The organism is Aquabacterium sp. (assembly GCF_041909175.1).
Taxonomy (GTDB): domain Bacteria; phylum Pseudomonadota; class Gammaproteobacteria; order Burkholderiales; family Burkholderiaceae_C; genus Aquabacterium.
Genome location: NZ_JAYRDZ010000004.1, coordinates 47,793 through 71,742, shown reverse-complemented (window position 1 = coordinate 71,742; position 23,950 = coordinate 47,793). Strand labels below are relative to the sequence as shown.

General features: G+C 61.4%; 27 protein-coding genes. 20 read left to right on the top strand and 7 right to left on the bottom strand.

The window, feature by feature from the left end; all coding sequences use genetic code 11:
* Positions 1–57 precede the first annotated feature (57 nt).
* The gene (locus ACE3PH_RS07295; RefSeq protein WP_374317398.1) at positions 58–504 is read left to right on the top strand and encodes a GatB/YqeY domain-containing protein; all 447 of its coding nucleotides are present in this window, start codon (positions 58–60) and stop codon (positions 502–504) included.
* Positions 505–592: 88 nt separating this feature from the next.
* Positions 593–943 (top strand): TIGR01244 family sulfur transferase, encoded by a 351-nt coding sequence (locus ACE3PH_RS07290; protein ID WP_374317396.1) that lies wholly within the window; start codon positions 593–595, stop codon positions 941–943.
* A gap of 20 nt (positions 944–963) precedes the next feature.
* On the opposite strand, the gene pmbA is transcribed toward ACE3PH_RS07290, so the two are convergent.
* Positions 964–2,361, bottom strand: a complete 1,398-nt coding sequence (gene pmbA / locus ACE3PH_RS07285) for a metalloprotease PmbA (protein WP_374317394.1) — start codon at positions 2,359–2,361, stop codon at positions 964–966.
* Between the two features lie 61 nt (positions 2,362–2,422).
* Here pmbA and yjgA point away from each other — a divergent pair, with 61 nt between their 5' ends.
* On the top strand, positions 2,423–3,010 hold the full coding sequence (gene yjgA, locus ACE3PH_RS07280; RefSeq protein ID WP_374317392.1) for a ribosome biogenesis factor YjgA: 588 nt from the start codon (positions 2,423–2,425) through the stop codon (positions 3,008–3,010).
* A complete protein-coding gene (gene mog, locus ACE3PH_RS07275; protein ID WP_374317390.1) occupies positions 3,007–3,606 on the top strand; it encodes a molybdopterin adenylyltransferase in 600 nt (199 codons plus the stop codon). Before yjgA ends, mog begins: the two co-directional genes overlap by 4 nt.
* A gap of 6 nt (positions 3,607–3,612) precedes the next feature.
* Here the strand turns inward: mog and ACE3PH_RS07270 are convergent, their stop codons facing one another.
* Positions 3,613–4,536, bottom strand: coding sequence for a LysR family transcriptional regulator (locus ACE3PH_RS07270; protein WP_374317388.1), 924 nt, complete (start codon positions 4,534–4,536; stop codon positions 3,613–3,615).
* A 128-nt stretch (positions 4,537–4,664) separates the two neighbouring features.
* Between ACE3PH_RS07270 and ACE3PH_RS07265 the strand changes: the two genes are divergently transcribed.
* Together ACE3PH_RS07265 and ACE3PH_RS07260 are read left to right on the top strand one after the other, a co-directional pair.
* On the top strand, positions 4,665–5,744 hold the full coding sequence (locus tag ACE3PH_RS07265; RefSeq protein ID WP_374317386.1) for a phosphotransferase family protein: 1,080 nt from the start codon (positions 4,665–4,667) through the stop codon (positions 5,742–5,744).
* A 23-nt stretch (positions 5,745–5,767) separates the two neighbouring features.
* Positions 5,768–6,544 carry an SDR family oxidoreductase gene (locus ACE3PH_RS07260; RefSeq protein WP_374317384.1) on the top strand — a complete coding sequence of 259 codons (777 nt, stop codon included), beginning with the start codon at positions 5,768–5,770 and terminating at the stop codon, positions 6,542–6,544.
* Between the two features lie 79 nt (positions 6,545–6,623).
* On the opposite strand, the gene cysE is transcribed toward ACE3PH_RS07260, so the two are convergent.
* Both cysE and ACE3PH_RS07250 read right to left on the bottom strand, forming a co-directional pair.
* Positions 6,624–7,424, bottom strand: a complete 801-nt coding sequence (gene cysE, locus ACE3PH_RS07255; RefSeq protein WP_374317382.1) for a serine O-acetyltransferase — start codon at positions 7,422–7,424, stop codon at positions 6,624–6,626.
* 40 nt (positions 7,425–7,464) lie between these two features.
* Complete coding sequence (locus tag ACE3PH_RS07250) at positions 7,465–8,265, bottom strand: RNA methyltransferase (RefSeq protein WP_374317380.1); 801 nt, start codon at positions 8,263–8,265, stop codon at positions 7,465–7,467.
* 219 nt (positions 8,266–8,484) lie between these two features.
* Between ACE3PH_RS07250 and ACE3PH_RS07245 the strand changes: the two genes are divergently transcribed.
* The 3 genes from ACE3PH_RS07245 to ACE3PH_RS07235 are packed head-to-tail and all read left to right on the top strand — an operon-like array spanning position 8,485 to position 13,020.
* Positions 8,485–9,447: an inositol monophosphatase family protein gene (locus ACE3PH_RS07245; RefSeq protein WP_374317379.1), complete on the top strand. Its 963-nt coding sequence runs from the start codon at positions 8,485–8,487 to the stop codon at positions 9,445–9,447.
* Positions 9,448–9,481: 34 nt separating this feature from the next.
* Positions 9,482–12,196, top strand: a complete 2,715-nt coding sequence (gene mutS / locus ACE3PH_RS07240; RefSeq protein ID WP_374317377.1) for a DNA mismatch repair protein MutS — start codon at positions 9,482–9,484, stop codon at positions 12,194–12,196.
* The gene (locus tag ACE3PH_RS07235) at positions 12,193–13,020 is read left to right on the top strand and encodes a peptidase (protein WP_374317375.1); all 828 of its coding nucleotides are present in this window, start codon (positions 12,193–12,195) and stop codon (positions 13,018–13,020) included. Before mutS ends, ACE3PH_RS07235 begins: the two co-directional genes overlap by 4 nt.
* On the opposite strand, the gene ACE3PH_RS07230 is transcribed toward ACE3PH_RS07235, so the two are convergent.
* Positions 13,021–13,473 (bottom strand): GNAT family N-acetyltransferase, encoded by a 453-nt coding sequence (locus ACE3PH_RS07230; RefSeq protein WP_374317373.1) that lies wholly within the window; start codon positions 13,471–13,473, stop codon positions 13,021–13,023.
* Between the two features lie 86 nt (positions 13,474–13,559).
* Here ACE3PH_RS07230 and ACE3PH_RS07225 point away from each other — a divergent pair, with 86 nt between their 5' ends.
* From ACE3PH_RS07225 to ACE3PH_RS07190, 8 genes are all read left to right on the top strand, one after another.
* Complete coding sequence (locus ACE3PH_RS07225) at positions 13,560–15,215, top strand: CTP synthase (protein WP_374317371.1); 1,656 nt, start codon at positions 13,560–13,562, stop codon at positions 15,213–15,215.
* 3 nt (positions 15,216–15,218) lie between these two features.
* A complete protein-coding gene (gene kdsA, locus ACE3PH_RS07220) occupies positions 15,219–16,073 on the top strand; it encodes a 3-deoxy-8-phosphooctulonate synthase (protein ID WP_374317369.1) in 855 nt (284 codons plus the stop codon).
* Positions 16,074–16,121: 48 nt separating this feature from the next.
* Positions 16,122–17,405 (top strand): phosphopyruvate hydratase, encoded by a 1,284-nt coding sequence (eno, locus tag ACE3PH_RS07215; RefSeq protein WP_374317367.1) that lies wholly within the window; start codon positions 16,122–16,124, stop codon positions 17,403–17,405.
* A gap of 123 nt (positions 17,406–17,528) precedes the next feature.
* Positions 17,529–18,590, top strand: coding sequence for an amidohydrolase (locus ACE3PH_RS07210; RefSeq protein ID WP_374317365.1), 1,062 nt, complete (start codon positions 17,529–17,531; stop codon positions 18,588–18,590).
* Positions 18,591–18,599: 9 nt separating this feature from the next.
* On the top strand, positions 18,600–19,016 hold the full coding sequence (locus ACE3PH_RS07205; RefSeq protein WP_374317363.1) for a hypothetical protein: 417 nt from the start codon (positions 18,600–18,602) through the stop codon (positions 19,014–19,016).
* A 59-nt stretch (positions 19,017–19,075) separates the two neighbouring features.
* Positions 19,076–19,396 carry a cell division protein FtsB gene (ftsB, locus tag ACE3PH_RS07200; RefSeq protein ID WP_374317361.1) on the top strand — a complete coding sequence of 107 codons (321 nt, stop codon included), beginning with the start codon at positions 19,076–19,078 and terminating at the stop codon, positions 19,394–19,396.
* 65 nt (positions 19,397–19,461) lie between these two features.
* Positions 19,462–19,815 carry a hypothetical protein gene (locus tag ACE3PH_RS07195; RefSeq protein ID WP_374317359.1) on the top strand — a complete coding sequence of 118 codons (354 nt, stop codon included), beginning with the start codon at positions 19,462–19,464 and terminating at the stop codon, positions 19,813–19,815.
* Positions 19,812–20,603: a pseudouridine synthase gene (locus ACE3PH_RS07190; protein WP_374317357.1), complete on the top strand. Its 792-nt coding sequence runs from the start codon at positions 19,812–19,814 to the stop codon at positions 20,601–20,603. The genes ACE3PH_RS07195 and ACE3PH_RS07190 overlap by 4 nt, the downstream gene beginning before the upstream one ends.
* Here the strand turns inward: ACE3PH_RS07190 and ACE3PH_RS07185 are convergent.
* Positions 20,589–21,572, bottom strand: coding sequence for an Hsp33 family molecular chaperone HslO (locus ACE3PH_RS07185; protein ID WP_374317355.1), 984 nt, complete (start codon positions 21,570–21,572; stop codon positions 20,589–20,591). The genes ACE3PH_RS07190 and ACE3PH_RS07185 overlap by 15 nt on opposite strands.
* Before the next feature lies 1 nt (position 21,573).
* Entirely contained in the window at positions 21,574–22,113 is a 540-nt protein-coding gene (locus ACE3PH_RS07180) for a gamma carbonic anhydrase family protein (protein WP_374317353.1), read from the bottom strand.
* Between the two features lie 135 nt (positions 22,114–22,248).
* Here ACE3PH_RS07180 and ACE3PH_RS07175 point away from each other — a divergent pair, with 135 nt between their 5' ends.
* The 3 genes from ACE3PH_RS07175 to ACE3PH_RS07165 all read left to right on the top strand — a co-directional run bounded on the left by ACE3PH_RS07175 (position 22,249) and on the right by ACE3PH_RS07165 (position 23,933).
* Positions 22,249–22,797 (top strand): peroxiredoxin, encoded by a 549-nt coding sequence (locus tag ACE3PH_RS07175; RefSeq protein WP_374317351.1) that lies wholly within the window; start codon positions 22,249–22,251, stop codon positions 22,795–22,797.
* A gap of 30 nt (positions 22,798–22,827) precedes the next feature.
* The gene (gene yaaA / locus ACE3PH_RS07170) at positions 22,828–23,601 is read left to right on the top strand and encodes a peroxide stress protein YaaA (RefSeq protein WP_374317349.1); all 774 of its coding nucleotides are present in this window, start codon (positions 22,828–22,830) and stop codon (positions 23,599–23,601) included.
* Positions 23,602–23,747: 146 nt separating this feature from the next.
* A complete protein-coding gene (locus ACE3PH_RS07165; protein WP_374317347.1) occupies positions 23,748–23,933 on the top strand; it encodes a hypothetical protein in 186 nt (61 codons plus the stop codon).
* Positions 23,934–23,950: the final 17 nt, after the last annotated feature.

The following is a 23,950-nucleotide window of genomic DNA, read 5'->3' as shown; positions in this document are numbered from 1 at the left end:
CGCCCAAGCGGGCTTTGTCTTTTGTAAATCTCTTTTGCACCCATCACTGGAGTCACCATGAGCCTCAAAGAACGCATCACCGATGACATGAAGAACGCCATGCGCGCCAAGGAAGCCGAGCGCCTGGGCACGATCCGCATGCTGCTGGCAGCCATGAAGCAAAAGGAAGTCGATGAGCGTGTGGAACTCGATGACGCCATGATCGTCAGCATCGTCGACAAACTGATCAAGCAACGCAAGGACGCTGCCCAACAGTACGAGGCGGGTGGCCGAGCTGACCTCGCTGACAAGGAAAAGAGCGAGATGGCCATCCTGGAGGTGTATCTGCCTCAGCGGATGAGTGCCGAAGAGGTGGCTGACGCCGTCAAGGCCATCGTGACCGAGATGGGTGCAACCGGCCCTGGCGACATGGGCAAGGTGATGGGCGTGGTCAAGCAGCGTCTGGCTGGGAAGGCCGACATGGGGCAGGTGTCTGCCGCCGTCAAGGCAGCCCTGGCTGGCTGATATGTGGTGGGCAGGGGTATTGCGATGCCGTGCCCCTGCGAACTGCTAGGCTAGCACCCATTGTGTTTATTCGGAAAATGACTCGATCATGAGCAACATCACCTTGCAGCCCATCGCCCCTGACGTGTATGCCGCACCGCAACTGACCCCGGAAGCGATGGCAGCGGCCGCCGAAGCAGGGTTCAAGGCCGTCATCAACAACCGGCCTGATGCCGAAGGTGGTCCGGATCAGCCGACCAGCGCCGCCATTGAGGCAGCAGCGCGTGCGGCAGGCCTGGCTTACGCCCACCTGCCCGTGCAGGGCGGCTACCAGTCGCCCGAAGAGATCGCCCAATGCGCAGCCTTGCTCAAGGAGCTGCCGCGCCCCTTGCTGATGTTCTGCCGCAGTGGTGCACGTTCGACCAAGTTGTACATGCAGGCACTGGCCCTGGACAACTGAGTCGAAGCAGATCGCCGAGCTCAGTGGCCGGCGATCTTCATGTCCTCGATCAGGATCGAGCCGACCGTCTTGCTGCCATAGGTGTACTCGTCGGCGCCCACGGCCACGATCTGCTGGAACATGTTCTTCAGGTTGCTGGCGATGGTGATCTCTTCCACGGGGAAGACGATCTCGCCGTTTTCCACCCAGTAGCCGGCCGCACCGCGGGAGTAGTCGCCCGTCACGTAGTTGACGCCCTGGCCCATCAACTCCGTCACGAAGAGGCCGCAGTGCAGCTTCTTGAGCATGGCCTTGAGGTTGTCCTTCGGGTTGGTCAGGCGGCTTTGCAACACCAGATTCTGTGAGCCGCCGGCGTGCCCGGTCGTCTGCATGCCCAACTTGCGGGCAGAGTAGCTGGACAGGAAATAGCCCTGCACCACGCCATTTTTCACGACCTTGCGCTTGCGGGTGACCACGCCCTCATCGTCAAAGGGCGCGCTGCCCTTGCCTTTGAGGATATGGGGGTCTTCAACGATGTTGATGTGTGTGGGCAGTACCTGCTGGCCCAGGCTGTCGTGCAGGAAGGTGGCTTTGCGGTAGAGTGCGCCGCCGCTGGTGGCTTGCACATAAGCGCCAAGCAGGCCGGCCGCCAGGGGCGACTCGAACAGCACGGGCACTTCGCAGGTGGCGATCTTGCGGGCCTTCAGACGTGCGAGGGCCCGTTCGGCGGCATAGCGACCGATGGCCTCTGGCTTGGACAGGTCCTTGGCTGATCGCTCTGACGAATACCAGAAGTCACGCTGCATGTCGTTGCCACGCCCGGCAATGGGTGAGACCGACAGGGAGTGGCGGGATGAGGCGTAGCCGCCACGGAAGCCGCGGGTATTGCCTGCAAAAAAGTGGGACTGTTGTGCCGAAACGGAGGCGCCTTCCGAGTTGGTGATGCGGCGATCGACTCCGAGGGCGGCCGCTTCGCAGCGGCGGGCGAGTTCCGCGGCATCGCCTGCGTCAATGTGCCAGGGGTGGAAGAGGTCCAGGTCTTTGCGGGCGGCACGGCCCAGCGCCAGGTCTTCGACTTCAGGCAGGCCGGCTGCGGGGTCTTCCGCCGTGTAGCGGGCGATGTCGTAGGCCGCGCGCACGGTCTGCTCCAGTGCGGCGGGAGAAAAGTCGGAGGTGCTGGCATTGCCGCGGCGTTGGCCGATGTACACCGACACGCCGATCGATTTGTCGCGGTTGCGCTCGACGTTTTCCAGCTTCTGTTTGCGCACCGACACCGACAGGCCCATGCCCTCGGATACTTCGGCCGCCGCATCGGTGGCGCCGAGCTTGCGGGCCAGATGCAGGGTGTCTTCGATCAGTTGCTGAAACTGCTCCTGCGTGTGCGCGAAACCGTGGTTGGCAGAGGCGGATGTCGACTTGGAGGATTTGTTGGCGGCCATTGATGCGTGTCGCGTCGATGAAGACAAAAGAGGAGGTGCGAACTCGTATCATAGCGAGGACATGAATCACGACCAGAATACTCACCCCGACGATGAAGTCGACGCGAACGGTTACAGCCGTCCCAGCAAGTCCCAACGCAAGCGTGACAGCCACGAATTGCAGTCCATGGGCCAGACGCTGGTGACGATGCCCAAGAGCCGCGTCGACGCCATTGAGATGCCAGAACTGCTGCGTGAAGCGCTGGATGCCTACCGCCGGACCAAATCCCACGAAGGGCGCCGCCGCCAGATGCAGTACATCGGCAAGCTCATGCGCAGTGCCGACCCACAGCCCATCAAGGACGCGATTGCAGCGTTCGAGCTGGGGCATGCACGCAACGCCCTGGCATTGCACGACGCCGAGCGCTGGCGCGCCGAGCTGATTGCCAGTGACGATGCCCTGACGCGCTGGATCGGCGATTTCCCTGGCACCGACATCCAGGCCTTGCGTGCATTGATTCGCAATGCGCGCAAGGACGCCGCTGCCGAGCCCGAAAAGCGCAGTGGACGCGGCTTTCGCGAGTTGTTCCAGTTCGTCAAACAGCACATTGAAGGGCCCGAGGAGGACGACCACGAGGGCATGGAAGACGGCGACGAGGACGAGGCATGAGCACGGAGCTGGAAACCGTTCAGATTGGTGTGGTGTCGATTTCGGATCGCGCCAGCACGGGTGTGTATGAAGACAAAGGTCTGCCAGCCCTGCAGAGCTGGCTGGGGCGTGCGGTTCGCAACCCCATCGAGTGGGTGCCCAGGCTGATTCCGGATGAGCGAGACGGCATTGCAGCCACCTTGCGTGAACTGGTGGACGAGCAAGGTTGCCACCTGGTGCTGACCACCGGTGGAACTGGCCCGTCGCCCCGTGATGTCACGCCCGAGGCGACCCTGGACGTGGCAGACAAGGAAATGCCGGGCTTTGGTGAGCAAATGCGCCAGATCAGCCTGCGTTTCGTGCCGACGGCGATCCTCTCTCGCCAGACCGCCGTGATCCGCAAGCAATCGCTGATTCTGAATTTGCCCGGGCAACCGAAGTCGATTGCCGAGACGCTGGAAGGACTGCGTGATGCTGAAGGGCGCTCGATCGTGCCGGGCATCTTTGCAGCGGTGCCGTATTGCATCGACCTGATTGGCGGCCCTTACATCGAAACGGACGGCGTGGTGTGCGCTGCCTTCCGTCCCAAGTCGGCGCAGCGCGTTGTGCAGGCCTGAATGCCTTCAGGCTGGTTGTGCGGCGTCAATGATGGCCTGCGCAACCTGTTGACGCAGCCACACATTGGTGGGGTCTGCGTCGGCGCTGGCGTGCCAGTAGAGGTGAACATCCAGCTCCGGCGGGCTGCTGATCGGAAACGGTTCGATGCGCAAGCCCAGTTGCTTTTGCAGCATGCGGGCGTAGTACTCCGGGATCGTCAGCAGCAGATCTGTCTGGCTGACCACGCGGCAAGCCGCAAAGTAATGGTGGCAGCGCAGACCCACCCGTCGCCGCATGCCCAGGCGACTGAGTTCGAAGTCTTCCAGACCCAGCCCCTTGCGGCGGGATGACACCAGAATGTGGTTGGCATCCAGGTAGGCCGGCAACGTGAGCGGCCCGGCTTCCAGCTGGGGGTGCCCGTGACGGGCCACCACCACGAGGCGCTCCAGCATCAGGCGCGTGTGCTGAATATCTGCCTCGACGGGCAGTGCCACATCGAGCACCAGGTCAACCCGGTTCCCGCGCAGGCTGGCCGCCATCTCATGTCGTTCCATCCGGATGCTGGTGACGGTGACCTTGGGGGCGCTGCGCTGCAAATTGGCCAGCAGGCCGGGCAGGATCATCGCTTCCACCACATCCGACATGCCAATCACGAAGCTGCGCTCTGCCTGTTCTGGCGCAAAGTCTGTTGGGCCTTTGAGGCCGCTTTGCAGGCTGTTGAGTGCGCTGCGCACGGATGGGGCCAGTGTGCGGGCGTAGGCTGTGGGCACCATGCGACGCCCTTCCCGCGTAAACAGGGGGTCGCCGAGGTGGTCACGCAGGCGCGCCAGGGCGTGGCTGACAGCTGGCTGACTCAGGTTCAGCTTGAGTGCGGCTTGCGTCAGCGAGGCCTCGTGGTAGATGGTGTCAAACACCAGAAATAGATTGAGATCAAGCTTGCTCAAATTCATGGTGAGAATATAAAAGAATTCAAACAATTCATTTGATTCATTGCTGAAGGCTTTTCTACACTCGCCGCTGTTCAGAGGCCAGATGGCCTCGGGATGCGCTTACCCATACAGAAAAGGAAACGACGTTCATGACGCAACAACTCGCTCCCGTTGAAGGCGCCGGCCCGGTTCGCAAGGGTGAAGAACTGGATGCCGTGGCTGTGGCCCATTACCTGAAGGGGCAGGGCCTGCTGGCTGATACGGTGCCTGAGGTGTATCAGTTTTCTGGTGGTGCTTCCAACCTGACCTATCTGCTGCGCTTTCCTTCACAAGACATGATCCTGCGCCGTCCGCCGCTGGGTCACATTGCCAAGTCGCAACACGACATGGCCCGCGAGGCGCACATCATGAAGGCGTTGCTGCCGGTCTACCCATGGGTGCCGCAGGTCTATGCCATCTGCGAAGACGAAGAGGTGATCGGCGCGCCTTTCTACGTGATGGAGCGTCTCGATGGCGCCATCCCGCGCCGTGATCTGCCACCTGAGCTCGGTCTGGATGCGGACAAGACCCGCCAGCTGTGCCTGAATGTGCTCGACAAGCTGATTGCCCTGCACATGGTGGACCCCAAGACCTGTGGCCTCGACAACCTGGGCAAGGGCGAAGGCTATGTCGCACGCCAGATTGAAGGCTGGACGAAGCGCTACCGTGCAGCGCGCACGCAGGACGTGCCGGACATGGAGTCCGTGATGGCCTGGCTGGCAGCCAAGCAGCCGCAGGGTGAAGTCGCCATCAGGCTGATTCACAACGATTTCCGTTTCGACAACGTGGTACTGAACCCTGCCGACCCGACCCATGTGATCGGTGTGCTGGATTGGGAAATGGCCACCCTGGGTGACCCCCTCATGGATCTGGGCAGTTCGCTGGCCTACTGGGTGCAGGCCGATGATGATCCGGTCTTCCAGCAAAGCCGCCGTCAGCCCACCAATGCCCCCGGCATGCTGACCCGTGACGAGGTGATCGCCTATTACGGCGAACGCACCGGGCTGAGTGTGGCCAATTTCGACTTCTACATCGTCTACGGCCTGTTCCGTCTGGCAGGCATCGCCCAGCAGATCTACAAGCGCTACAGCGAGGGCAACGCGAAAAACCCGGCCTTTGCTTCGTTCGGCTTCTTTGTGAACTACCTGGGCAAGCGCTGCGAAGAGACCATCGCGCGCTCGGCTCTGTGATCGTTTTTGAGTAAGGATGTTTGATGACTTCGACTGCAGCTTCGACGTTTGACCTGACCGGCAAGGTCGCCCTGGTAACCGGCTCAAGCCGTGGCATTGGTGAAGCCATTGCCCGCCTGCTGGCGCTCCATGGTGCCCATGTGATTATTTCCAGCCGCAAGGCCGAGCCGTGTGAGGCAGTGGCTGCATCGATCCGCGAAGCGGGTGGCAAGGCCTCCGTGCTGGCCTGCCATGTGGGTGAGATGGAGCAGATCGATGCCGTGTTTGCCGCGGTCGAGCAGCAGTTCGGTCGCCTGGACATCCTGGTCAACAACGCTGCCACCAACCCTTACTTCGGGCACATCACCGACACCGACCTGTCGGCCTTCCAGAAGACCGTGGATGTCAACATCCGTGGCTACTTCTTCATGTGCTCCAAGGGTGCCAAGCTGATGGCCAAGAATGGTGGGGGTTCGATCATCAACATCGCTTCGGTCAACGGCGTCATTCCTGGCATGGCGCAGGGCATCTACTCCATCACCAAGGCGGCCGTGATCTCCATGACGCACGCCTTCGCCAAGGAGTGTGCACCGATGAAGGTGCGTGTGAACGCCATCCTGCCGGGCGCCACCGACACGAAGTTCGCATCAGCGTTGACCACCAACGACGCCATTTTGAAGATGGTGATGGCGCATACACCGATGAACCGTGTGGCCGATCCGTCTGAAATGGCCGGCGCAGCGCTGTACCTGGCCAGCGATGCAGCGAGCTACACCACGGGCACCTGCCTGAATGTGGATGGCGGCTACCTGCTGGGTTGAGCTGATGTTGTCAGCCAGCCAGTGAAAAGGGCCCCGAGGGGCCCTTTGTCTTGTGTGGCACGCCCAGGTGCCGCGATCCTCACTTGACCAACTGGTTCATGCCTTCGGCGTCGAAGTCTTCGGTCTTGCGTGCGTCGCAAGGCATGCAGCCGCGGGCGTCGTCGCTGTTGGCGGCATTGGCCAGCTTTTCAATGGCCTGCCAGATCAATGTGATCTGATGCTCGTGGGTCGATGCGTTGTCGATCAGACCGCGCAGAGCCTGGGCCAGTGGGTCATCGCCTTCGGTGACACCATAGGCAGAGAACCCCATGCGGGCGGCCACCGCTTCCCGTTCCGCCTGCTTTTCATCCATCACCGTTTTCTTGGCGACGATGATGCGGGCGGGGTTGCCTACCGCCGTGGCGCCATCTGGAACCGGCTTGGTGACCACCGCGTTTGAACCAACACGGGCACCGTCTCCCACCGTGAAGCCGCCCAGCACCTGCGCGTTCGCGCCAACGATGACACCCTTGCCGAGCGTGGGGTGGCGCTTCGAGCCTTTGGTCAGCGAGGTGCCGCCCAGGGTGACGCCCTGGTAGATCGTGCAGTCGTCGCCGATCTCGGCCGTCTCGCCAATGACGACACCCATGCCGTGATCAATGAATACGCGTCGGCCGATTTGTGCGCCCGGGTGAATTTCAATGCCGGTGAGAAACCGAGCCCAGTGAGAGATCCAGCGACCCAGCCATTTCAAGCCATGTGTCCAGCACCAGTAAGCGGCCCGGTGCATCGAAAGGGCATGCAGGCCGGGATAACAGGTGAGGACCTCCCAGGCCGAGCGGGCGGCAGGATCACGTTCAAGGATGCAGCGGATGTCTTCTCTCAGACGGGCGAAGAACATGGGCGGTGTCTCTATTTATTGTTGTCTTGGGTGCCCGAGTTTACCGGTCAGGCAAAGACCCGTCTGTCGGTGCGGCAGCACTTGGGTTGGGGTGGCGAGGTGTCGCTTCCAGCATGTGCTTGGCCACGCCGCGCAGGATGTGGATTTCTTCCTGCCGGAGTTGCGCCCGGTTGAACAACTGGTTGAGTCGTGGCATCAGCTTCTTGGGCGCACTGGGGTCCAGGAAACCCAGGTGGATCAGTGCCTTTTCCCAGTGTGACAGCAGACCCTGCACGGCGCCGCCATCGGCCAGATCCGGTTCGGCCGTGCGGGCCTCCACCGTGAAACCTCCCAGGGCCTGGCGCCACTCGTAGGCCAGCAACTGCACGGCCTGGGACAGGTTCAGCGATCCATACCCAGGGTTGGTGGGGATGCTCATCACTGCATGGCATCGGTACACATCTTCATTGGCCATGCCATAGCGTTCGCTGCCAAAGACCAGGCCGACACGATGGCGAGGCGCGTGCTCAGCGAGGGCTGCGAAGCCGCTGCGGGGCGTCAGGGTAGGGGGGCCAAAGTCGCGCGGCGTCATGGCCGTGCCAATGGCGTAGGTGATGCCATCAAGTGCCTCTTCGAGCGTGTCGACGATGCGGGCACGGGTCAGGATATCGGCGGCACCACTGGCCATGGCCACGGTCTCCTCCTGGCTCAGCACATCTGCAAAACGCGGGCGCACCAACACCAGATCCGAAAAACCCATGACCTTCATGGCGCGTGCTGTCGAGCCGACATTGCCAGGGTGGCTGGTGCCAATCAGGATGAAACGTGTGGGGTCGGGCGTGATGGCATCAACGGTCGTCATGACTTCAACAATGTCCGCTAAATCCTTCATGCGCTTGAGAGATTCAGCCGAAATGGATAGAATCCGCAATTCTCCTCGCTCTTTGGTCATCGTTGCGCGTCTTTTTGCTTGTTCCGAGCCGGTTTGCGTCCGTCTGGCCGCCGGTGTTGGTGTACAAGTGCCTCTTTGTGCCATCCAGTGCCATTTGTCCGTCCCATCTGACGTTCCCAAGGTCTAGTCATGTCCCAAGCCCTGCATCCCATGCTCAATATCGCCATCAAGGCTGCCCGCGCAGCTGGAGCGATCATCAACCGGGCATCGCTCGATGTGGAGCGCCTGACCATCACGGCCAAGTCGCACAATGATTTCGTGACCGAAGTAGACCAGGCAGCAGAAGACGCGATCATCTCGACCATCCTGGAAGCCTATCCAGGGCACGGCATCCTGGCCGAAGAGTCGGGCAACACCCAGGGCGCCAAAGACAGCGACTTCGTCTGGATCATCGATCCTCTCGACGGCACCACCAATTTCATCCATGGCTTCCCGGTCTATGCCGTGTCGATTGCTCTGGCTTTCCGCGGTCAGGTGCAGCAGGCTGTGGTGTATGACCCCAGCCGCAATGACCTGTTCTATGCATCGAAGGGCCGCGGCGCCTACATGAACGACCGCCGCATCCGCGTGTCCAAGCGTTCGCGCATGCTCGAAGCCCTGATCGGCACGGGCTTCCCTTTCCGCAAGGGCGACAACTTCCAGCGCTACATGAAGATGTTCGAAGAAGTGATGGTGCAATGCGCCGGCGTGCGTCGCCCGGGTGCCGCCTCGCTGGACCTCTGCTACGTGGCCGCCGGTTTCTATGACGGCTTCTTCGAGACCGGCTTGAGCCCTTGGGATGTCGCCGCAGGCTCGCTGATCATCACTGAGGCCGGTGGCCTGGTGGGCAACTTCACGGGTGAGGCTGACTTCCTGTATCGCCGCGAACTGGTGGCGGGCTCGCCGCGTATCTACGGTCAACTGGTCAAGACCTTGACGCAGTACAGCACCATGCCTGAACAGTTGGCTGCCGAAGCTGCAGAGCAGACCGATGCCGACGGCGAAACGCCGGAAGCGGCATTGAGCAAGGCTGCTGCAGCCGACGAGGGTCAGCCCAAGCCGACTCGCACCCGCATCAAGGTCACCCCGCGTGGTGGCGACGCCCCGTTCTGATCACTGAACCCGGCGCCCCGCGCCTGTTTTCCACATGACGCAGCCCATCAAGGAGCAAGCCGCTCCTGATCTCAGTGCGCACACCCCCATGATGCAGCAGTACCTGCGCATCAAGCATGAGCACCCGGATACCCTGGTGTTCTACCGCATGGGGGATTTTTACGAGCTGTTCTTCGACGATGCGCGCAAGGCCAACCGCCTGATCGACATCACATTGACCACCCGTGGCCAATCGGCCGGGGAGCCCGTGGTGATGGCTGGCGTGCCTGTTCACGCCGTCGAAACCTACCTGGCCAAGCTCATTCGCCTTGGCGAGTCCGTGGCGATTTGCGAGCAGGTGGGTGAGGTGGGCGCCAGCAAGGGCCCGGTCGAGCGCAAGGTCGTGCGGGTGGTCACCCCGGGTACGCTGACCGATTCGGAATTGCTGTCCGAGCGGGCAGATGCCTTGCTGCTGGCCGTTGTGGTGGAAAAGCGCGGTCGCGCCGATGCGCCCGGCCGTTGTGGCCTGGCCTGGCTGGGTTTGTCCAGTGGGCGGCTGGGCTTGAGTGAGTGTGCAGAGCGCGAGCTGCCGGGCTGGCTGGCGCGTCTGCAGCCGGCAGAAGTGCTCTTTGATCGGGACAAGGCCCCGGCGGGTTTGCAACAAGCCCTGGGCCTGTCTCGCACGGCGCTCACGTCGCGCCCGAGCTGGCAGTTCGATGGTGGCCTTGGGCAGCGCAAGCTGTGCGAGCAACTTGGGGTGGCCGGTCTGCAGGGCTTCAACGCCCAGGATCTGACCCTCGGCCATGCGGCTGCAGCGGCCTTGCTGACGTACGCCGAACACACGCAGGGCAGGGCGCTGTCGCACGTGGCCAGTCTGGATGTGCCGCGCTCAAGCGACCTGCTGGAGTTGCCGCCGGCCACCATGCGCAATCTGGAGCTGACGCAAACCCTGCGCGGCGAAGATGCGCCAACCTTGCTGTCGCTGCTGGACACCTGTCGCACCGGCATGGGCAGCCGCACGCTGCGCCAGTGGGTCACCCATCCGCCGCGCGACCGACGTCTGGCATCCGAGCGCCACGATGCGCTCATCAACCTGCTGCAACCTCCGTCGCCAGAGCAGGGTTTTGACGCTTTGCGTGAAGCCCTGCGCAACCTCAGTGATGTCGAGCGCATCACGGCCCGCATCGCCCTGCGTCAGGTTCGTCCGCGTGAGCTCGCAGGGCTGCGCGATACCTTGCTGGGGCTGCCAACGCTGCGCCTGAGCGTGCCAGGCGCCCGGTCAACTGACCAGGCCTGCCCGCTGCTGGAGCGTTTGCATGCGGCGCTGCAGCCCGACGCGGACATCGCGCTGCGCCTGCAGCAAACCTTGGCTGAAACGCCGGCGGTGCTGCTGCGCGACGGTGGCGTCATCGCCACGGGCTTTGATGCAGACCTGGATGAGTTGCGTGGCATTGCGCAGAACTGCGACGCCTTCCTGCTCGACCTGGAGGCGCGTGAGCGAACCCGCACAGGCATCAGCAACCTGCGGGTTCAATTCAACAAGGTGCACGGGTTCTACATCGAGGTCTCTGCGGGCCAGGTCGACAAGGTCCCCATGGACTACCAGCGTCGCCAGACTCTGAAAAACGCCGAGCGCTTCATCACGCCCGAGTTGAAGGCGTTTGAAGACAAGGCCTTGTCGGCGCAAGAGCGTTCGCTGGCGCGTGAGAAGTGGCTCTACGAGCAACTGATCGATGTGTTGCAGCCGCATCTGTCTGCCTTGAGTGCCCTGGCGCGAGCCCTGGCTTCGCTGGACGCCCTGGCCGCCCTGGCCGAGCGCGCCTCCACGCTGGGCTGGGTACGCCCGGAGTTCGTCAACCATCCCTGCATCGACATTGAAAAGGGGCGTCACCCGGTGGTCGAGGCGCGCTTGCTGGAAACCTCCGGCACCGCGTTCATGCCCAACGACTGCCGGCTGGATGCCAATCACCGCATGCTGGTCATCACCGGCCCGAACATGGGCGGTAAGTCGACCTTCATGCGCCAGGTGGCCCTGATCGTGTTGCTGGCGGCCATGGGCTCTTTTGTGCCGGCTGCATCCTGTCGACTGGGGCCGATCGATGCCATCCACACCCGCATCGGAGCGGCTGATGACCTGGCCAATGCGCAGTCGACCTTCATGATGGAGATGACCGAGGCGGCTTCCATCGTGCACGGTGCAAGCGAGCATTCGCTGGTCCTGATGGATGAAATCGGGCGGGGCACGTCGACCTTCGATGGCTTGGCTCTGGCCGGTGCCATTGCCAGCCATCTGCATGACCGCAACAAGGCCTTCACCCTGTTTGCGACCCACTATTTCGAGCTGACAGCCTTGCCCGAAAAACACCCCCGCGCACTCAATGTGCATGTGGGGGTGGCCGAGTCGGGTGACGACATCGTCTTCCTGCACGAGTTGCAGCCTGGCCCCGCCAGTCGCAGCTATGGTGTGCAGGTGGCCCGACTGGCCGGCATGCCACACCCCATCATCCGTCAGGCTCGCGCCACGCTGGAGGCGCTGGAAGCCCAACAGCGGCACGCCGAAGACCAGATCGACCTGTTTGCTGCGGCCGAGCATGCTGATGTCGTGCTGCCCGCCTCGGCAGGTGTCGACATGCCATCGGCTTCGGGCCCCGCCATGACGGATGCAGAGGCTGAGACGCTGAGCTTGCTGGCCAGCATCGATCCTGATACCTTGACCCCACGCGAGGCCCTGGATGCCTTGTATCGACTCAAAACGGTGATTTCATCATGACCTACTGCGTGGCCATGCGCCTCAATGCCGGCCTGGTTTTCCTGTCTGATTCACGAACCAATGCTGGCATGGACCAGATCAGCACCTTCCGCAAGATGACGGTGTATGAAAAGCCCGGTGACCGGGTCATGGTGTTGCTGTCGGCGGGCAATCTGGCCATCACCCAGGCGGTCAAGCAGTTGCTCGGCCACGAATCCATCGAGGGGCCGGATGGCGAAGAAATCACCATCTGGAACGCCCGCAGCATGTTCGACTGTGCCCGCATCGTGGGCAGTGCCGTGCGCAAGGTTCACGCGCGTGACGCCGATGCGCTCAAGAAGCATGGCATCGACTTCAACTGCAGCCTGATTCTGGGTGGACAGATCAAGGGCGAGACCATGCGCCTGTTCAACATCTATGCCGCCGGCAACTTCGTCGAAGCGGGCATTGATGGGGTCTGCTACTTCCAGATTGGTGAGTCGAAGTACGGCAAGCCCGTGATCGACCGCGTGGTCACGCCGAATACGCCGCTGCAGGAAGCCGCCAAGTGCGCCCTGATCTCGATGGACTCGACCCTGAAGTCGAACCTGTCGGTCGGGCTGCCGCTGGATCTGATGGTCTACGAGGCTGACACGCTGAAGGTGGACAAGCTGATCAACATCGATGACAGCAATGCCTACTTCCGCATGATCCGCAGCAGCTGGGGGCAGCGTCTGCGCGATGTGTTCGACTCGATTCCCGAGCCGACCTGGGGACACGCCGAGGGTGATCTGCAGCCCAACACGGCACCACGCCAGCATCAGGCCATGAACCCGCTGGTGCGGATCGCCGGCCCTGACGCCTGATCAGCCCGCTGAGGGTTTTTTCTTCCGCCCGCCGATCGTCCATGCGCGCGGGTGGGGCTCGAATCCGATCTTCGGGTAGTAGTCGTTGGCGGCGGGGGCGGCGAGCAGGATCAGCATGCACTCAGGCCAGAGACGCTGGCGTGTCTCATCAATGAGGCGTCGGCCAATGCCCTGTTTCTGGTATGCCTCGTCGACGGCCAGATCCGACAGGTACGCCGCATAGCTGAAATCCGTCATGGTGCGTGCAATGCCCACCAATTGATGGCCGTCCCACGCAGTCACGATCAAGTTGGCGTTGTCCAGCATGCACTGGAACACATCAGGCCGATCCACAGGGCGTCGCTCGCCCAGGCTGGTGCGTTTGTAAAGTGCGATGACCGTATCGACATCAAGTGGCGCGTCGTCGCGGTAAGTCAGTCTGTCGTTCATCATGTTTGCGCTGTTTTCGGACATTTTGCGCCAGTGGCATCCCTGCGCTCCGCCTATAATGCCGCTTTACCAACGCAGCGTCCGGCGTGAACCGCCAACGCAACCGCGCAATGACCAAGTTTGTCTTCGTCACCGGCGGGGTGGTGTCCTCTCTCGGTAAGGGCATCTCCGCCGCGTCTCTGGCTGCCATTCTCGAATCGCGTGGCCTGAATGTCACCCTCATCAAGCTGGATCCGTACATCAACGTTGATCCGGGCACGATGTCTCCCTTCCAGCACGGCGAAGTGTTCGTCACCGACGATGGTGCCGAAACCGATCTGGACCTGGGCCACTACGAGCGTTTCATCACCACCCGGATGAAGCGCACCAACAACTTCACCACCGGCCAGATCTACAAGAGCGTGCTCGAGAAGGAGCGCCGTGGTGATTACCTGGGCAAGACGGTTCAGGTCATCCCGCACATCACCAACGAAATCCAGGACTTCATCCGCCGTGGCGCCGGTGTCGGTACGCCTGAGGCTGTGGATGTGGCGATCGTGGAAATCGGTGGCACGGTTGGTGACATCGAGTCGCTGCCCTTCCTGGAAGCCGTGCGTCAGATGAGCCTGAAGCAGGGCGCCGGCAACGCGGCCTTCGTGCACCTGACCTATGTGCCGTTCATTGCGGCCGCTGGCGAGTTGAAGACCAAGCCGACCCAGCACACGGTGCAGAAGCTGCGCGAAATCGGTATCCAGCCCGATGCGCTGCTGTGCCGTGCTGACCGCCGCATCCCGGAAGACGAGGCCGAAAAGATCTCTTTGTTCACTAACGTGTCATCTTCTGGTGTGATCTCCGTGTGGGATGCCGACACCATTTACAAGGTGCCACGCATGCTGCACGAGCAAGGCCTGGACGATCTGATCTGCGCCAAGCTGCAACTGCAGACCAAACCAGCCGACCTGTCGCGCTGGGACAAGCTGGTCTATGAGGTCGAACACCCGAAGGGCACGGTGCGCATCGCCATGTGCGGCAAGTACACCGACCTGTCGGATTCGTACAAGTCGCTCAACGAAGCCCTGCGTCACGCCGGCATCCACAACCATGTCCGCGTGGACATCAGCTATGTGGATTCCGAAACACTGACGCCCGAAACCGTCTCGTCGCTTGCACAGTTCGACGCCATCCTGGTGCCGGGCGGCTTCGGCAAGCGTGGCGTGGAAGGCAAGATCTGTGCTGCGCAGTTCGCGCGTGAAAACGGCATTCCCTACCTGGGCATCTGCCTGGGTATGCAGGTGGCCACCATCGAATACGCACGCCACAAGGCTGGCCTGACCGATGCCAACTCGACCGAGTTCGAGCCCGGTTGCCCGCACCCGGTGATCGCGCTGATCGACGAGTGGCTGGACGCCGATGGCACCGTGCAAAAGCGCGACGCCTCGTCCGACCTGGGTGGCACGATGCGCCTGGGTGCTCAGAGCTCCGACGTGAAGCCCGGCACCATTGCCCATGACATCTATGGCCCGGTTGTGACCGAGCGTCACCGTCACCGCTACGAAGCCAACGAGCGTTACCTCGACAAGCTGCAACAAGCCGGTCTGGTCATCTCGGCCATCACCCAGCGTGAAAAGCTCACCGAGATGATCGAGTTGCCCAAGACGGTTCACCCTTGGTACGTTGGTGTGCAGTTCCACCCCGAGTTCAAGTCGACGCCGTGGGATGGCCATCCGCTGTTCACTGCTTACATCAAGGCTGCCCTGGACCACCAGGCTGCAACCAAGGAAGCCTGATCTATGAAACTCTGTGGATTCGACGTTGGTCTTGAGCACCCGTTCTTCCTGATTGCCGGCCCCTGCGTGGTCGAGTCGGAACAACTGCAGATGGACACCGCCGGTACGCTCAAGGAAATCACGAGCGAGTTGGGCATTCCTTTCATCTTCAAGTCGAGCTACGACAAGGCCAACCGGTCTTCCGGTACCTCCTTCCGTGGCCCTGGCATGGAAAAGGGGCTGGAGATCCTGGCCAAGGTGAAGCGCGAGCTGAATGTCCCCATCCTGACGGACGTCCACTCGGAGGCCGAGATCCCGGCTGTAGCGGCCGTGGTCGATGTGCTGCAGACGCCTGCTTTCCTGTGCCGCCAGACCGACTTCATCCACGCGGTTGCCCAGTGTGGCAAGCCCGTGAACATCAAGAAGGGGCAGTTCCTGGCCCCTGGCGACATGAAGAACGTCATCGACAAGGCCCGTGCTGCTGCACGTGCTGCCGGTCTGAACGACGACAACTTCATGGCCTGCGAGCGTGGGGCCAGCTTTGGCTACAACAACCTGGTGTCCGACATGCGCTCGCTGGCGATCATGCGGGAAACCAATGCCCCGGTGGTGTTCGACGTGACCCACTCGGTGCAATTGCCGGGCGGGCAGGGCACCTCCTCGGGTGGTCAGCGCGAGTTCGTGCCCGTGCTGGCACGTGCCGGTGTGGCCGTGGGCGTCGCCGGTCTCTTCATGGAGACCCACCCGGATCCCGCCTGCGCCCTGTCGGACGGCCCCAACGCCGTGCCGCTCAAGCACATGAAGGCCTTGCTGTCCACGCTGGTCGAGCTGGATCGCATCACCAAGAAGAACGGCTTCCTCGAGTCGAACTTCAACTGAATCGCCTGAAGAATTCTTTTCAACATTAAACCGTTTGAGGACTAACTGATGAGCGCCATCGTTGACATCATCGGCCGCGAAGTGATTGACAGCCGCGGTAACCCCACCGTCGAATGCGACGTTCTGCTGGAAAGCGGCGTCATGGGCCGTGCTGCCGTGCCGTCTGGTGCTTCCACTGGTTCGCGTGAAGCGATCGAACTGCGTGATGGCGACAAGAGCCGTTACCTGGGCAAGGGCGTGCTGAAGGCCGTTGAGCACATCAACACCGAGATCGCCGAAGCCGTGCTGGGCCTGGATGCTTCCGAGCAAGCCTTCCTGGACAAGACCTTGATCGAACTCGACGGCACCGACAACAAGGGCCGCCTGGGTGCCAACGCCATCCTGGCCGTGTCCATGGCTGTGGCTCGTGCTGCTGCTGAAGAAGCTGGCATCCCGCTGTACCGTTACTTCGGTGGCATGGGCGCCGTGCAGATGCCTGTTCCGATGATGAACGTCATCAACGGCGGTGCACACGCCAACAACAACCTGGACCTGCAAGAGTTCATGATCCTGCCCGTGGGCGCACCTTCGTTCCGCGAAGCGCTGCGTTACGGCGCTGAAGTGTTCCACGCGCTGAAGAAGATCATCCATGACAAGGGCATGTCCACGGCCGTGGGCGACGAAGGCGGTTTCGCGCCTTCTGTGGCCAGCCACGAAGCCGCCATCCAGCTGATCCTGGAAGCCATCGAAAAGGCTGGCTATGTCGCCGGTGAACAGATCGCCCTGGGCCTGGACTGCGCTGCCTCCGAGTTCTACAAGGACGGCAAGTACCACCTGGAAGGCGAAGGCCTGACCCTGACCGCCGAGGAGTGGACCAACATCCTGGCCACCTGGTGCGACAAGTACCCCATCATCTCGATCGAAGACGCCATGGCTGAAGGCGATTGGGAAGGCTGGGCGCACCTGACCGAGCGTCTGGGCAAGCAGGTTCAGCTGGTGGGTGACGACCTGTTCGTGACCAACACCAAGATCCTGAAGGAAGGCATTGACAAGAACATTGCCAACTCCATCCTCATCAAGATCAACCAGATCGGCACCCTGAGCGAAACATTCGCTGCCATCGAAATGGCCAAGCGCGCCGGTTACACCGCGGTGATCTCGCACCGCTCGGGTGAAACCGAAGACAACACCATCTCCGACATCGCCGTCGGCCTGAACGCTGGTCAGATCAAGACCGGCTCGATGAGCCGTTCGGACCGCATGAGCAAGTACAACCAGCTCCTGCGTATCGAAGAAGATCTGGGTGGCGTGGCCGTGTACCCGGGCCGCAGCGCCTTCTACAACCTGCGCTGATGCAGCGCAGCTACGCGGGGACGCTGCTCCCCGTGTCTGGTGCAGAGAAGCCGTCCTGGTGTCAACAGGGCGGCTTTTTTTTGCCTGTATGCTGTGTCGACCTCGAATGATTGCAGGGATGTCATGCTGACAAGACGCGCCTTGATGAGTGTTGCAGCCATGCTGCCCATGTCCCTGGGTGGGTTAGCCCTCGCAGCCGCCCAGCCTGCAGCAGGGGCACTGGATGTGGCCAGGCTGAAAGAGGGCTACCGCCTGCGCATCCAGCGCATCCTGGCGGGCGGCGTCATGCCCTATGTCGACATCGAGAGCTCCTGCAATGCGGGCAAGCTCGATCTGGATGACCTGGCCAAGGCCATGGATGACTGCCAGATCGGCCTGATGGCCTTGTCGGCAGACATCGGGCAGGGCGCATTTGAGCGTGGCGTGCGTTATGAAGATCTGAACACCCGCTTGCTGCAGCACTATCCGGATCGATTCATACCGGTGGGCAACGGTGGGCAGGGGCCCGCCTTGATGGAGGCCACGGAAGCCTTCGAGGCCGGTGAGGAAAAAGCCATCGCTGATGGGAGTGTGCTGCTTCTCGGTGAATACGAGTTTCGCCATTACCCGTCTCCGCGCCAGGCCAAGCGAGGGGATCTGGACCGCGATGTGAATGTGCCGCTGGACGGCCCGATCGGCCACTGGCTGTTTGCGTTGAGCGAACGTACCGGCATGGCATTCCAGATTCACTATGAGGTGGAAGACACCTTGCTGCCGGTTATCGAGAAAATGCTGACCCAATATCCCAGGGCCAGGGTGATCTGGTGTCACCTCGCCCAGGTGCGCTATATCGAGCGTGCCGCCTCCTATTCGGCGACCTATGTCGAGTCATTGATCCGGCGTTTTCCCCATCTCATGTTCGACACGGCGTTCGGTGATGCCACATCGCGTTACCCGCTCAGCCAGCAGTTGCATGCGCGCATCTGGGGTGATGGCGGTGGGCTCAAGCCAGAGTGGCTGGATCTGATCGTGGCCCATCCGGATCGCTTTCTGTCTGCGCTGGACCTGGGTGGCGATCGTCTCAACCGCATCCACGAATACGATGCCAAGCACCGCCTGTTCCTGCGTTGCCTGCCGGGTGATGTGCAGCATCAGGTCGCTTATCGCAATGCCTGGCGGCTGTTGTTCAACGAAGAGTTCGCCTGAGGAGCCATCGTGAGCGTGCCCCCGCTGGTGATGCCGTCTCTCAAGGATGTGGCCAGTCATGTACTGCGCTGGCTCGTCAATTTGCGCCGAGCGGGTGTGGCTCGCCAGGAGGCCAGCCTGCAGGCCGTGAACAAGGTGGTGGTTCTGGCGCGCAAGACGGCGGCCTATGCACGTGGCCTCGCGGACGGCCACCGGCACGTGGACATCGAAGCCGAACTGGCCGCCAGTTGGGCTGAATTGGGCTTCGAGCTGGAAGGGCTTGGTTTGCAGGCGCTGGCCAAGAAATGCGATGTCACGTCACGCTATTGGGCCAACCCATCACAGTTCCAGCCCGGTTTCCTGGATCAGGCGGACATCCGGCTCGATACGGTCGAGCGCGAGGCGAGGGCGTTGGCTGTGAAGGTGCGCAGCGGTCGCGCGCCTTGAACGCAAGATTTGCTGCCTGACAGGGTATCGGCCAGTGTTTCTCGGTTGATAATCGATTCATGCGTCTTGTCACCATCGTCCTTGTGGCTCTGCTGGCCGTTGTCCATGCCGAACTCTGGTTTGGCAAGGGTGGTGTGCCGCGGGTGATGAGTTTGCGGGGCAAGCTGGAGCAACAGCAAAAAGCGAATGCCCAGGCCGAGTCTGACAACGAGCAACTCGCTGCCGAGGTCCGAGACCTGCAGGAAGGCCTGGAGATGGTCGAAGAAAAGGCCCGCATGGAGCTCGGCATGGTCAAGCCCGATGAAATTTACGTGCAATTGACCAACCAGCTGCCGCAAGGGCAGTCGGTCACCAGCGCGACCCCGCCTGCTTCGCAGTGAAGCACGTTGTGCTGGTGGCGCCGGGCAACGTCTCGCCACCATGTGGGCTTGCCAGATTGCACGAGATGCTGAATCTGCCCTCTGACATGGTCAGCTTGAGTGTGGTCCCCGTGAATACCTTCGGGCCAGCTTCATTGCCGAGTGAGGTGTTGCTGGTGTTGTTGCTCGAATCGGGCTTGGGGGAGGGCGCTGATGCCCTTGATGACCTGCGGCATACCCTGATTCAGCAGGGAACCCCATTCATGTCTCTCCATGATGTGACGGATGCGGACTTGAACCTGGCTGCAGATGCCATCCGCCATGCCGTGACGCTGGAACAGCGGCGTGCCGCGCAGGCCGGGCGCCCCCGATGGCGATGGGTGTGCGAGAAGTGCGATGACGGTGACTGCGAGCAGCATTGGATGTTGCCCCGACCATGATCGATACCATGCAGCCGCGCTTGCCGGTTCTATGGCGTGACGAACACCTCGTGGCCGTGCACAAGCCCGCCGGTTGGCTGGTGCACCGCACCGGCTTGGATGCCCACGAGACGCGGTTTGTCGTTCAGACCTTGCGGGACCAGCTGGGTCAGCATGTGTTTCCGGTTCATCGCCTCGACAAAGGGACATCTGGCGTGCTGGTGATGGGCTTGAATCCCATCGCAGCCAGGGCGTTGACCGCCATGTTTGAGACACGGCAGGTCAGCAAGCGTTACATCGCCATGGTGCGAGGGTGGACGCCGCGGCAATGGTCGGTTGACCATGCGCTCAAACCCGATGACGCGCCAGAAGACGCCCCTGCTCAGCCAGCGTTGACCGCGTTCAGACGTCTGGCAACGCTGTCCCTGCCCATCCCGGTCGATCGATACCCGACAACCCGGGCGTCACTGGTCGAAGCTTGGCCTGAGACTGGGCGGAGGCACCAGATCAGGCGGCACCTCAAACATGTGGCGCACCCGATCATTGGCGATGCCACCCATGGCAAAGGGCCGATCAACCGCTGGTGGGCGCAGCACCTGGGTGCTCAGCGCCTGTGGTTGCATGCGCTGGCATTGAGTCTGCCGCACCCTGTGTCCGGCCAGATGCTGAGCCTGACGTCCCCACTGGTGGGGCTGAACGGCGTCTCGGACAACCCGAGCCCCGTGCTCAATCAGGATTGGGCAGCCTTGTTGCGCTCCCAGCCATGGCAGTGGGATGAGCCCCCTGCAGCAGCTTCACTGCAGACGTGAGGTGCCCGGTGGCAGCGCCATGTCGTCTGTCATCAATTCAGCCACATCGACCGAGTCGAAGGTGTAGCGCTCACCGCAGAAGTCGCAGCCGACTTCGATCTTCTGCTGTTCTTGCAGGATGCTTTCCAACTCTTCGCTGCCCAGGCTTTGCAGCATGCTGCTGACGCGCTCACGCGAGCACGAACAGGCGAAATGAGGCCCTTCCTCGCCACCTTGTACTGGAAAGCGCAGGATGTCCTCTTCCCAGAAGAGACGGTGCAGCACGGTCTCCGCATCCAGCGTCAACAGTTCTTCCCGGGTCAGGCTGGCTGCCAGGTGTGCAATGCGGTTGTAGGACTCGTTGAGCTCGGCCTCATCGTCGACGCCCTGACCGGCCAGGTTGCCTTCACCTTCGAGCGGCAGGCGTTGGATCAGCAAGCCGGCAGCTACCTCATCGTTGGCAGCCAGAATCAGACGGGTTTCCAGTTGCTCGGACTTCAGCATGTAGTGCTCAAGCGCAGCGCTCAGTTCCTTGAAAGGCTGGTGGTTGTCATCGCTGAGTGGCACGACGCCCTGGTAGGGCTGCTGTCCCGGCAGGCGGTCTTGCGGGTCCAGCGTGATGGCGCATCGACCTTGGCCGTGCACATTCACCAGCTCGTCGAGCGGCAGGCGGCCTGAATCGGTCGAAGGCAGTTCGCCGGTGATCTTGGCGGTGGTGCGAAAACCCATGCGGTGGTCCGCCTCGGCCACGGCCACCTTGGTGGGGCCATCCCCAAACACCTGCAGAATCAAAGACCCATTGAACTTGATGTTGGCCTGCATCAGCACCGACGCGGCGGCCATCTCGCCCAACAGCACCCGCACGGGCGCCTCAAATGGCTCATCCGATCCTTCGCGACGGCGCAGAACCTCCTGCCAACCATCCGTCAGCCGAACCAGCATGCCGCGCACAGGCAAGCCTTCAAACAGAAACTTGTGCAATTCACTCATGTCATTCTTTCGGGGTGTCCACGCGGATCAGGTCGGTCTTGTATTGACCTGACTTCTGGACGTATACGGCTGTACCCATCTGCATGCGGGCCAGCTCCATCTCGGTCAAGGGGCGCACGGCTTTGGCCGGGCTGCCCAGGATCAGCATGCCTTCGGTGTCAAAGACCTTGCCTTCGGTGACCAGCGCACCTGCGCCAACCAGACAGTTCTTGCCGATGATCGCGCCATTGAGCACCACGGCCTGAATGCCAACCAGAGCACCGTCGCAGATGGTGCAGCCATGCAGCATGGCCTGATGCCCCACGGTCACGTCCTCACCAATGGTCAGGGGGAAGCCCACATCGGTATGCAGCACCGAAGACTCCTGCACGTTCGAGCGGGCGCCAATGCGAATCGGCTCGTTGTCACCGCGGGCCGTCACGTGAGACCACACGCTGGCGTTTTCACCCAGGATGACCTCACCAATCAAGTCGGCTGAATCCGCCACGTAAGCGCTGGCGTCAACCTGGGGAGCTTTGTCCTTGATGCGATAGAGGGCCATGTGATGTCTCGATGTGGTTTTGCGGCAGAGGGGTGCCCGATTCTAGAGGCGCACGCGGCATCAGGCAGGAACAGGTCCTATGATTGAGCCGATTGACACATTTGTACAGGGGCGCACCCCTGGGTAGGAGCACGCATGAAAACGATTGGTGACAAGCTCGATGCCTTCACAGTTGTGGGCGTCAAGCCGGGTTTCAATGAGCATGAAGAACATGGCCATTCGGCTTTCGAGACCATCACCGAGGCCAGCTTCCCGGGCAAGTGGAAGGTGATCTATTTCTACCCGAAGGATTTCACATTCGTCTGCCCGACCGAGATCGCGGAATTTGATCGTCTGACGAAGGACTTCGCTGACCATGATGCGGTCTTGCTGGGTGGCAACACCGACAATGAGTTCTGCAAGCTGGCGTGGCGCCGTGATCAGCCCATGCTCAACAAATTGGGGCACTACAGCTTTGCCGACGTGAAGGGCAGCCTGGTTGACCAGTTGGGCATCCGCGATGCTGCAGCCGGTGTGGCGTTGCGTGCCACCTTCATCGTGGATGCGGCCAACGTCATCCAGCATGTGTCCGTGAACCCGCTGAAGGTGGGCCGTAATCCGCAGGAAATCCTGCGCATTCTCGATGCCCTGCAAACCGAAGAGTTGTGTGCCTGTAATCGCCCACTGGGCGGTGATACGCTTTGAGCGGCTGGCCGGAAGGAGTGAGGTAGCACCATGCTGTTTCTGCTGTCACCAGCCAAAAGCCTGGATTACGAGTCAGCCCCGACGACGGACAAGCACACCTTGCCCCTGTTCGTCGAAGAGGCAGCCAGCCTGATCGAGGTCTTGCGGCCCTATTCGCCAGCACAGATTGCATCGTTGATGGATCTGAGCGATGCCTTGTCTCAGTTGAATGTGGCGCGGTACGCTGCCTGGAGCCCTGAATTCACGTCAGCCAATAGCAAGCAGGCCATCCTGGCCTTCAATGGTGATGTGTACGAAGGGCTGGATGCAGGCTCACTCAAGCAGGGTGACCTCGATTGGGCTCAAGGACACATCCGCATGCTCAGTGGTTTGTATGGCATCTTGCGTCCGCTGGACTGGATGCAGCCCTATCGACTGGAGATGGGAACCAAACTGCCCAATCCGCGCGGCAAGGATTTGTATGCCTGGTGGGGTGACACCTTGGCTGAGTACCTTGATCGTGAATTGGCAGAGCAGGGGGATGACGTGATCATCAACCTGGCGTCTCAGGAGTATTTCAAGTCTGTCAATCGCAAGGCGCTGAAGGCGCGTGTGGTCGAGTGCGTGTTTGAAGACTGGAAGGGCGGAGCCTGGAAGGTGATCAGCTTTCATGCCAAGCGTGCTCGCGGCTTGATGGCCCGGCATGCGATCCTGCGTAAAGCCAAAAAGGTGGATGACCTGCGAGGGTTTAACGCCGAGGGCTATGAGATCGATGAGCAGGCATCAACGGCCGATCGACTGGTTTTCCGTCGGCGACAACCCTGATTTGATGGCACGACAGTCCCAACGAAAATTTTTTTGATTTTTTGCAATCGCGCTGTCAACCATTGGTTAGTCGGACGCGTTGAACCATCACAGGCTTGGCAAACAGCCTTGTCTGACAACCCATCTTCCTTTCTCTGGAGTCATCCATGAAAAAACTGATCGCCGCTCTGATTGCTTCGATGTTCGCTATTGGCGCTTTCGCCGCTGAAACCGCTGCTTCTGCTCCTGAAGCTGCTGCTTCCGCTCCCGTGAAGGCCAAGGCTGCCAAGAAGAAGGTTGTGAAGAAGGCCAAGGCCAAGGCTGCAGCCGCTTCTGAAGCCGCTTCGAAGTAATCGACGCTTCAAGGTGA

Excerpts from the sequence above, each read along its gene's own strand:
- ACE3PH_RS07295 (WP_374317398.1), top strand. The coding sequence starts at position 58 with ATGAGCCTCAAAGAACGCATCACCGATGACATGAAGAACGCCATGCGC.
- ACE3PH_RS07290 (WP_374317396.1), top strand. The coding sequence starts at position 593 with ATGAGCAACATCACCTTGCAGCCCATCGCCCCTGACGTGTATGCCGCA.
- pmbA (WP_374317394.1), bottom strand. The coding sequence starts at position 2,361 with ATGGCCGCCAACAAATCCTCCAAGTCGACATCCGCCTCTGCCAACCAC.
- yjgA (WP_374317392.1), top strand. The coding sequence starts at position 2,423 with ATGAATCACGACCAGAATACTCACCCCGACGATGAAGTCGACGCGAAC.
- mog (WP_374317390.1), top strand. The coding sequence starts at position 3,007 with ATGAGCACGGAGCTGGAAACCGTTCAGATTGGTGTGGTGTCGATTTCG.
- ACE3PH_RS07270 (WP_374317388.1), bottom strand. The coding sequence starts at position 4,536 with ATGAATTTGAGCAAGCTTGATCTCAATCTATTTCTGGTGTTTGACACC.
- ACE3PH_RS07265 (WP_374317386.1), top strand. The coding sequence starts at position 4,665 with ATGACGCAACAACTCGCTCCCGTTGAAGGCGCCGGCCCGGTTCGCAAG.
- ACE3PH_RS07260 (WP_374317384.1), top strand. The coding sequence starts at position 5,768 with ATGACTTCGACTGCAGCTTCGACGTTTGACCTGACCGGCAAGGTCGCC.
- cysE (WP_374317382.1), bottom strand. The coding sequence starts at position 7,424 with ATGTTCTTCGCCCGTCTGAGAGAAGACATCCGCTGCATCCTTGAACGT.
- ACE3PH_RS07250 (WP_374317380.1), bottom strand. The coding sequence starts at position 8,265 with ATGACGACCGTTGATGCCATCACGCCCGACCCCACACGTTTCATCCTG.
- ACE3PH_RS07245 (WP_374317379.1), top strand. The coding sequence starts at position 8,485 with ATGTCCCAAGCCCTGCATCCCATGCTCAATATCGCCATCAAGGCTGCC.
- mutS (WP_374317377.1), top strand. The coding sequence starts at position 9,482 with ATGACGCAGCCCATCAAGGAGCAAGCCGCTCCTGATCTCAGTGCGCAC.
- ACE3PH_RS07235 (WP_374317375.1), top strand. The coding sequence starts at position 12,193 with ATGACCTACTGCGTGGCCATGCGCCTCAATGCCGGCCTGGTTTTCCTG.
- ACE3PH_RS07230 (WP_374317373.1), bottom strand. The coding sequence starts at position 13,473 with ATGTCCGAAAACAGCGCAAACATGATGAACGACAGACTGACTTACCGC.
- ACE3PH_RS07225 (WP_374317371.1), top strand. The coding sequence starts at position 13,560 with ATGACCAAGTTTGTCTTCGTCACCGGCGGGGTGGTGTCCTCTCTCGGT.
- kdsA (WP_374317369.1), top strand. The coding sequence starts at position 15,219 with ATGAAACTCTGTGGATTCGACGTTGGTCTTGAGCACCCGTTCTTCCTG.
- eno (WP_374317367.1), top strand. The coding sequence starts at position 16,122 with ATGAGCGCCATCGTTGACATCATCGGCCGCGAAGTGATTGACAGCCGC.
- ACE3PH_RS07210 (WP_374317365.1), top strand. The coding sequence starts at position 17,529 with ATGCTGACAAGACGCGCCTTGATGAGTGTTGCAGCCATGCTGCCCATG.
- ftsB (WP_374317361.1), top strand. The coding sequence starts at position 19,076 with ATGCGTCTTGTCACCATCGTCCTTGTGGCTCTGCTGGCCGTTGTCCAT.
- ACE3PH_RS07195 (WP_374317359.1), top strand. The coding sequence starts at position 19,462 with ATGCTGAATCTGCCCTCTGACATGGTCAGCTTGAGTGTGGTCCCCGTG.
- ACE3PH_RS07190 (WP_374317357.1), top strand. The coding sequence starts at position 19,812 with ATGATCGATACCATGCAGCCGCGCTTGCCGGTTCTATGGCGTGACGAA.
- ACE3PH_RS07185 (WP_374317355.1), bottom strand. The coding sequence starts at position 21,572 with ATGAGTGAATTGCACAAGTTTCTGTTTGAAGGCTTGCCTGTGCGCGGC.
- ACE3PH_RS07180 (WP_374317353.1), bottom strand. The coding sequence starts at position 22,113 with ATGGCCCTCTATCGCATCAAGGACAAAGCTCCCCAGGTTGACGCCAGC.
- ACE3PH_RS07175 (WP_374317351.1), top strand. The coding sequence starts at position 22,249 with ATGAAAACGATTGGTGACAAGCTCGATGCCTTCACAGTTGTGGGCGTC.
- yaaA (WP_374317349.1), top strand. The coding sequence starts at position 22,828 with ATGCTGTTTCTGCTGTCACCAGCCAAAAGCCTGGATTACGAGTCAGCC.
- ACE3PH_RS07165 (WP_374317347.1), top strand. The coding sequence starts at position 23,748 with ATGAAAAAACTGATCGCCGCTCTGATTGCTTCGATGTTCGCTATTGGC.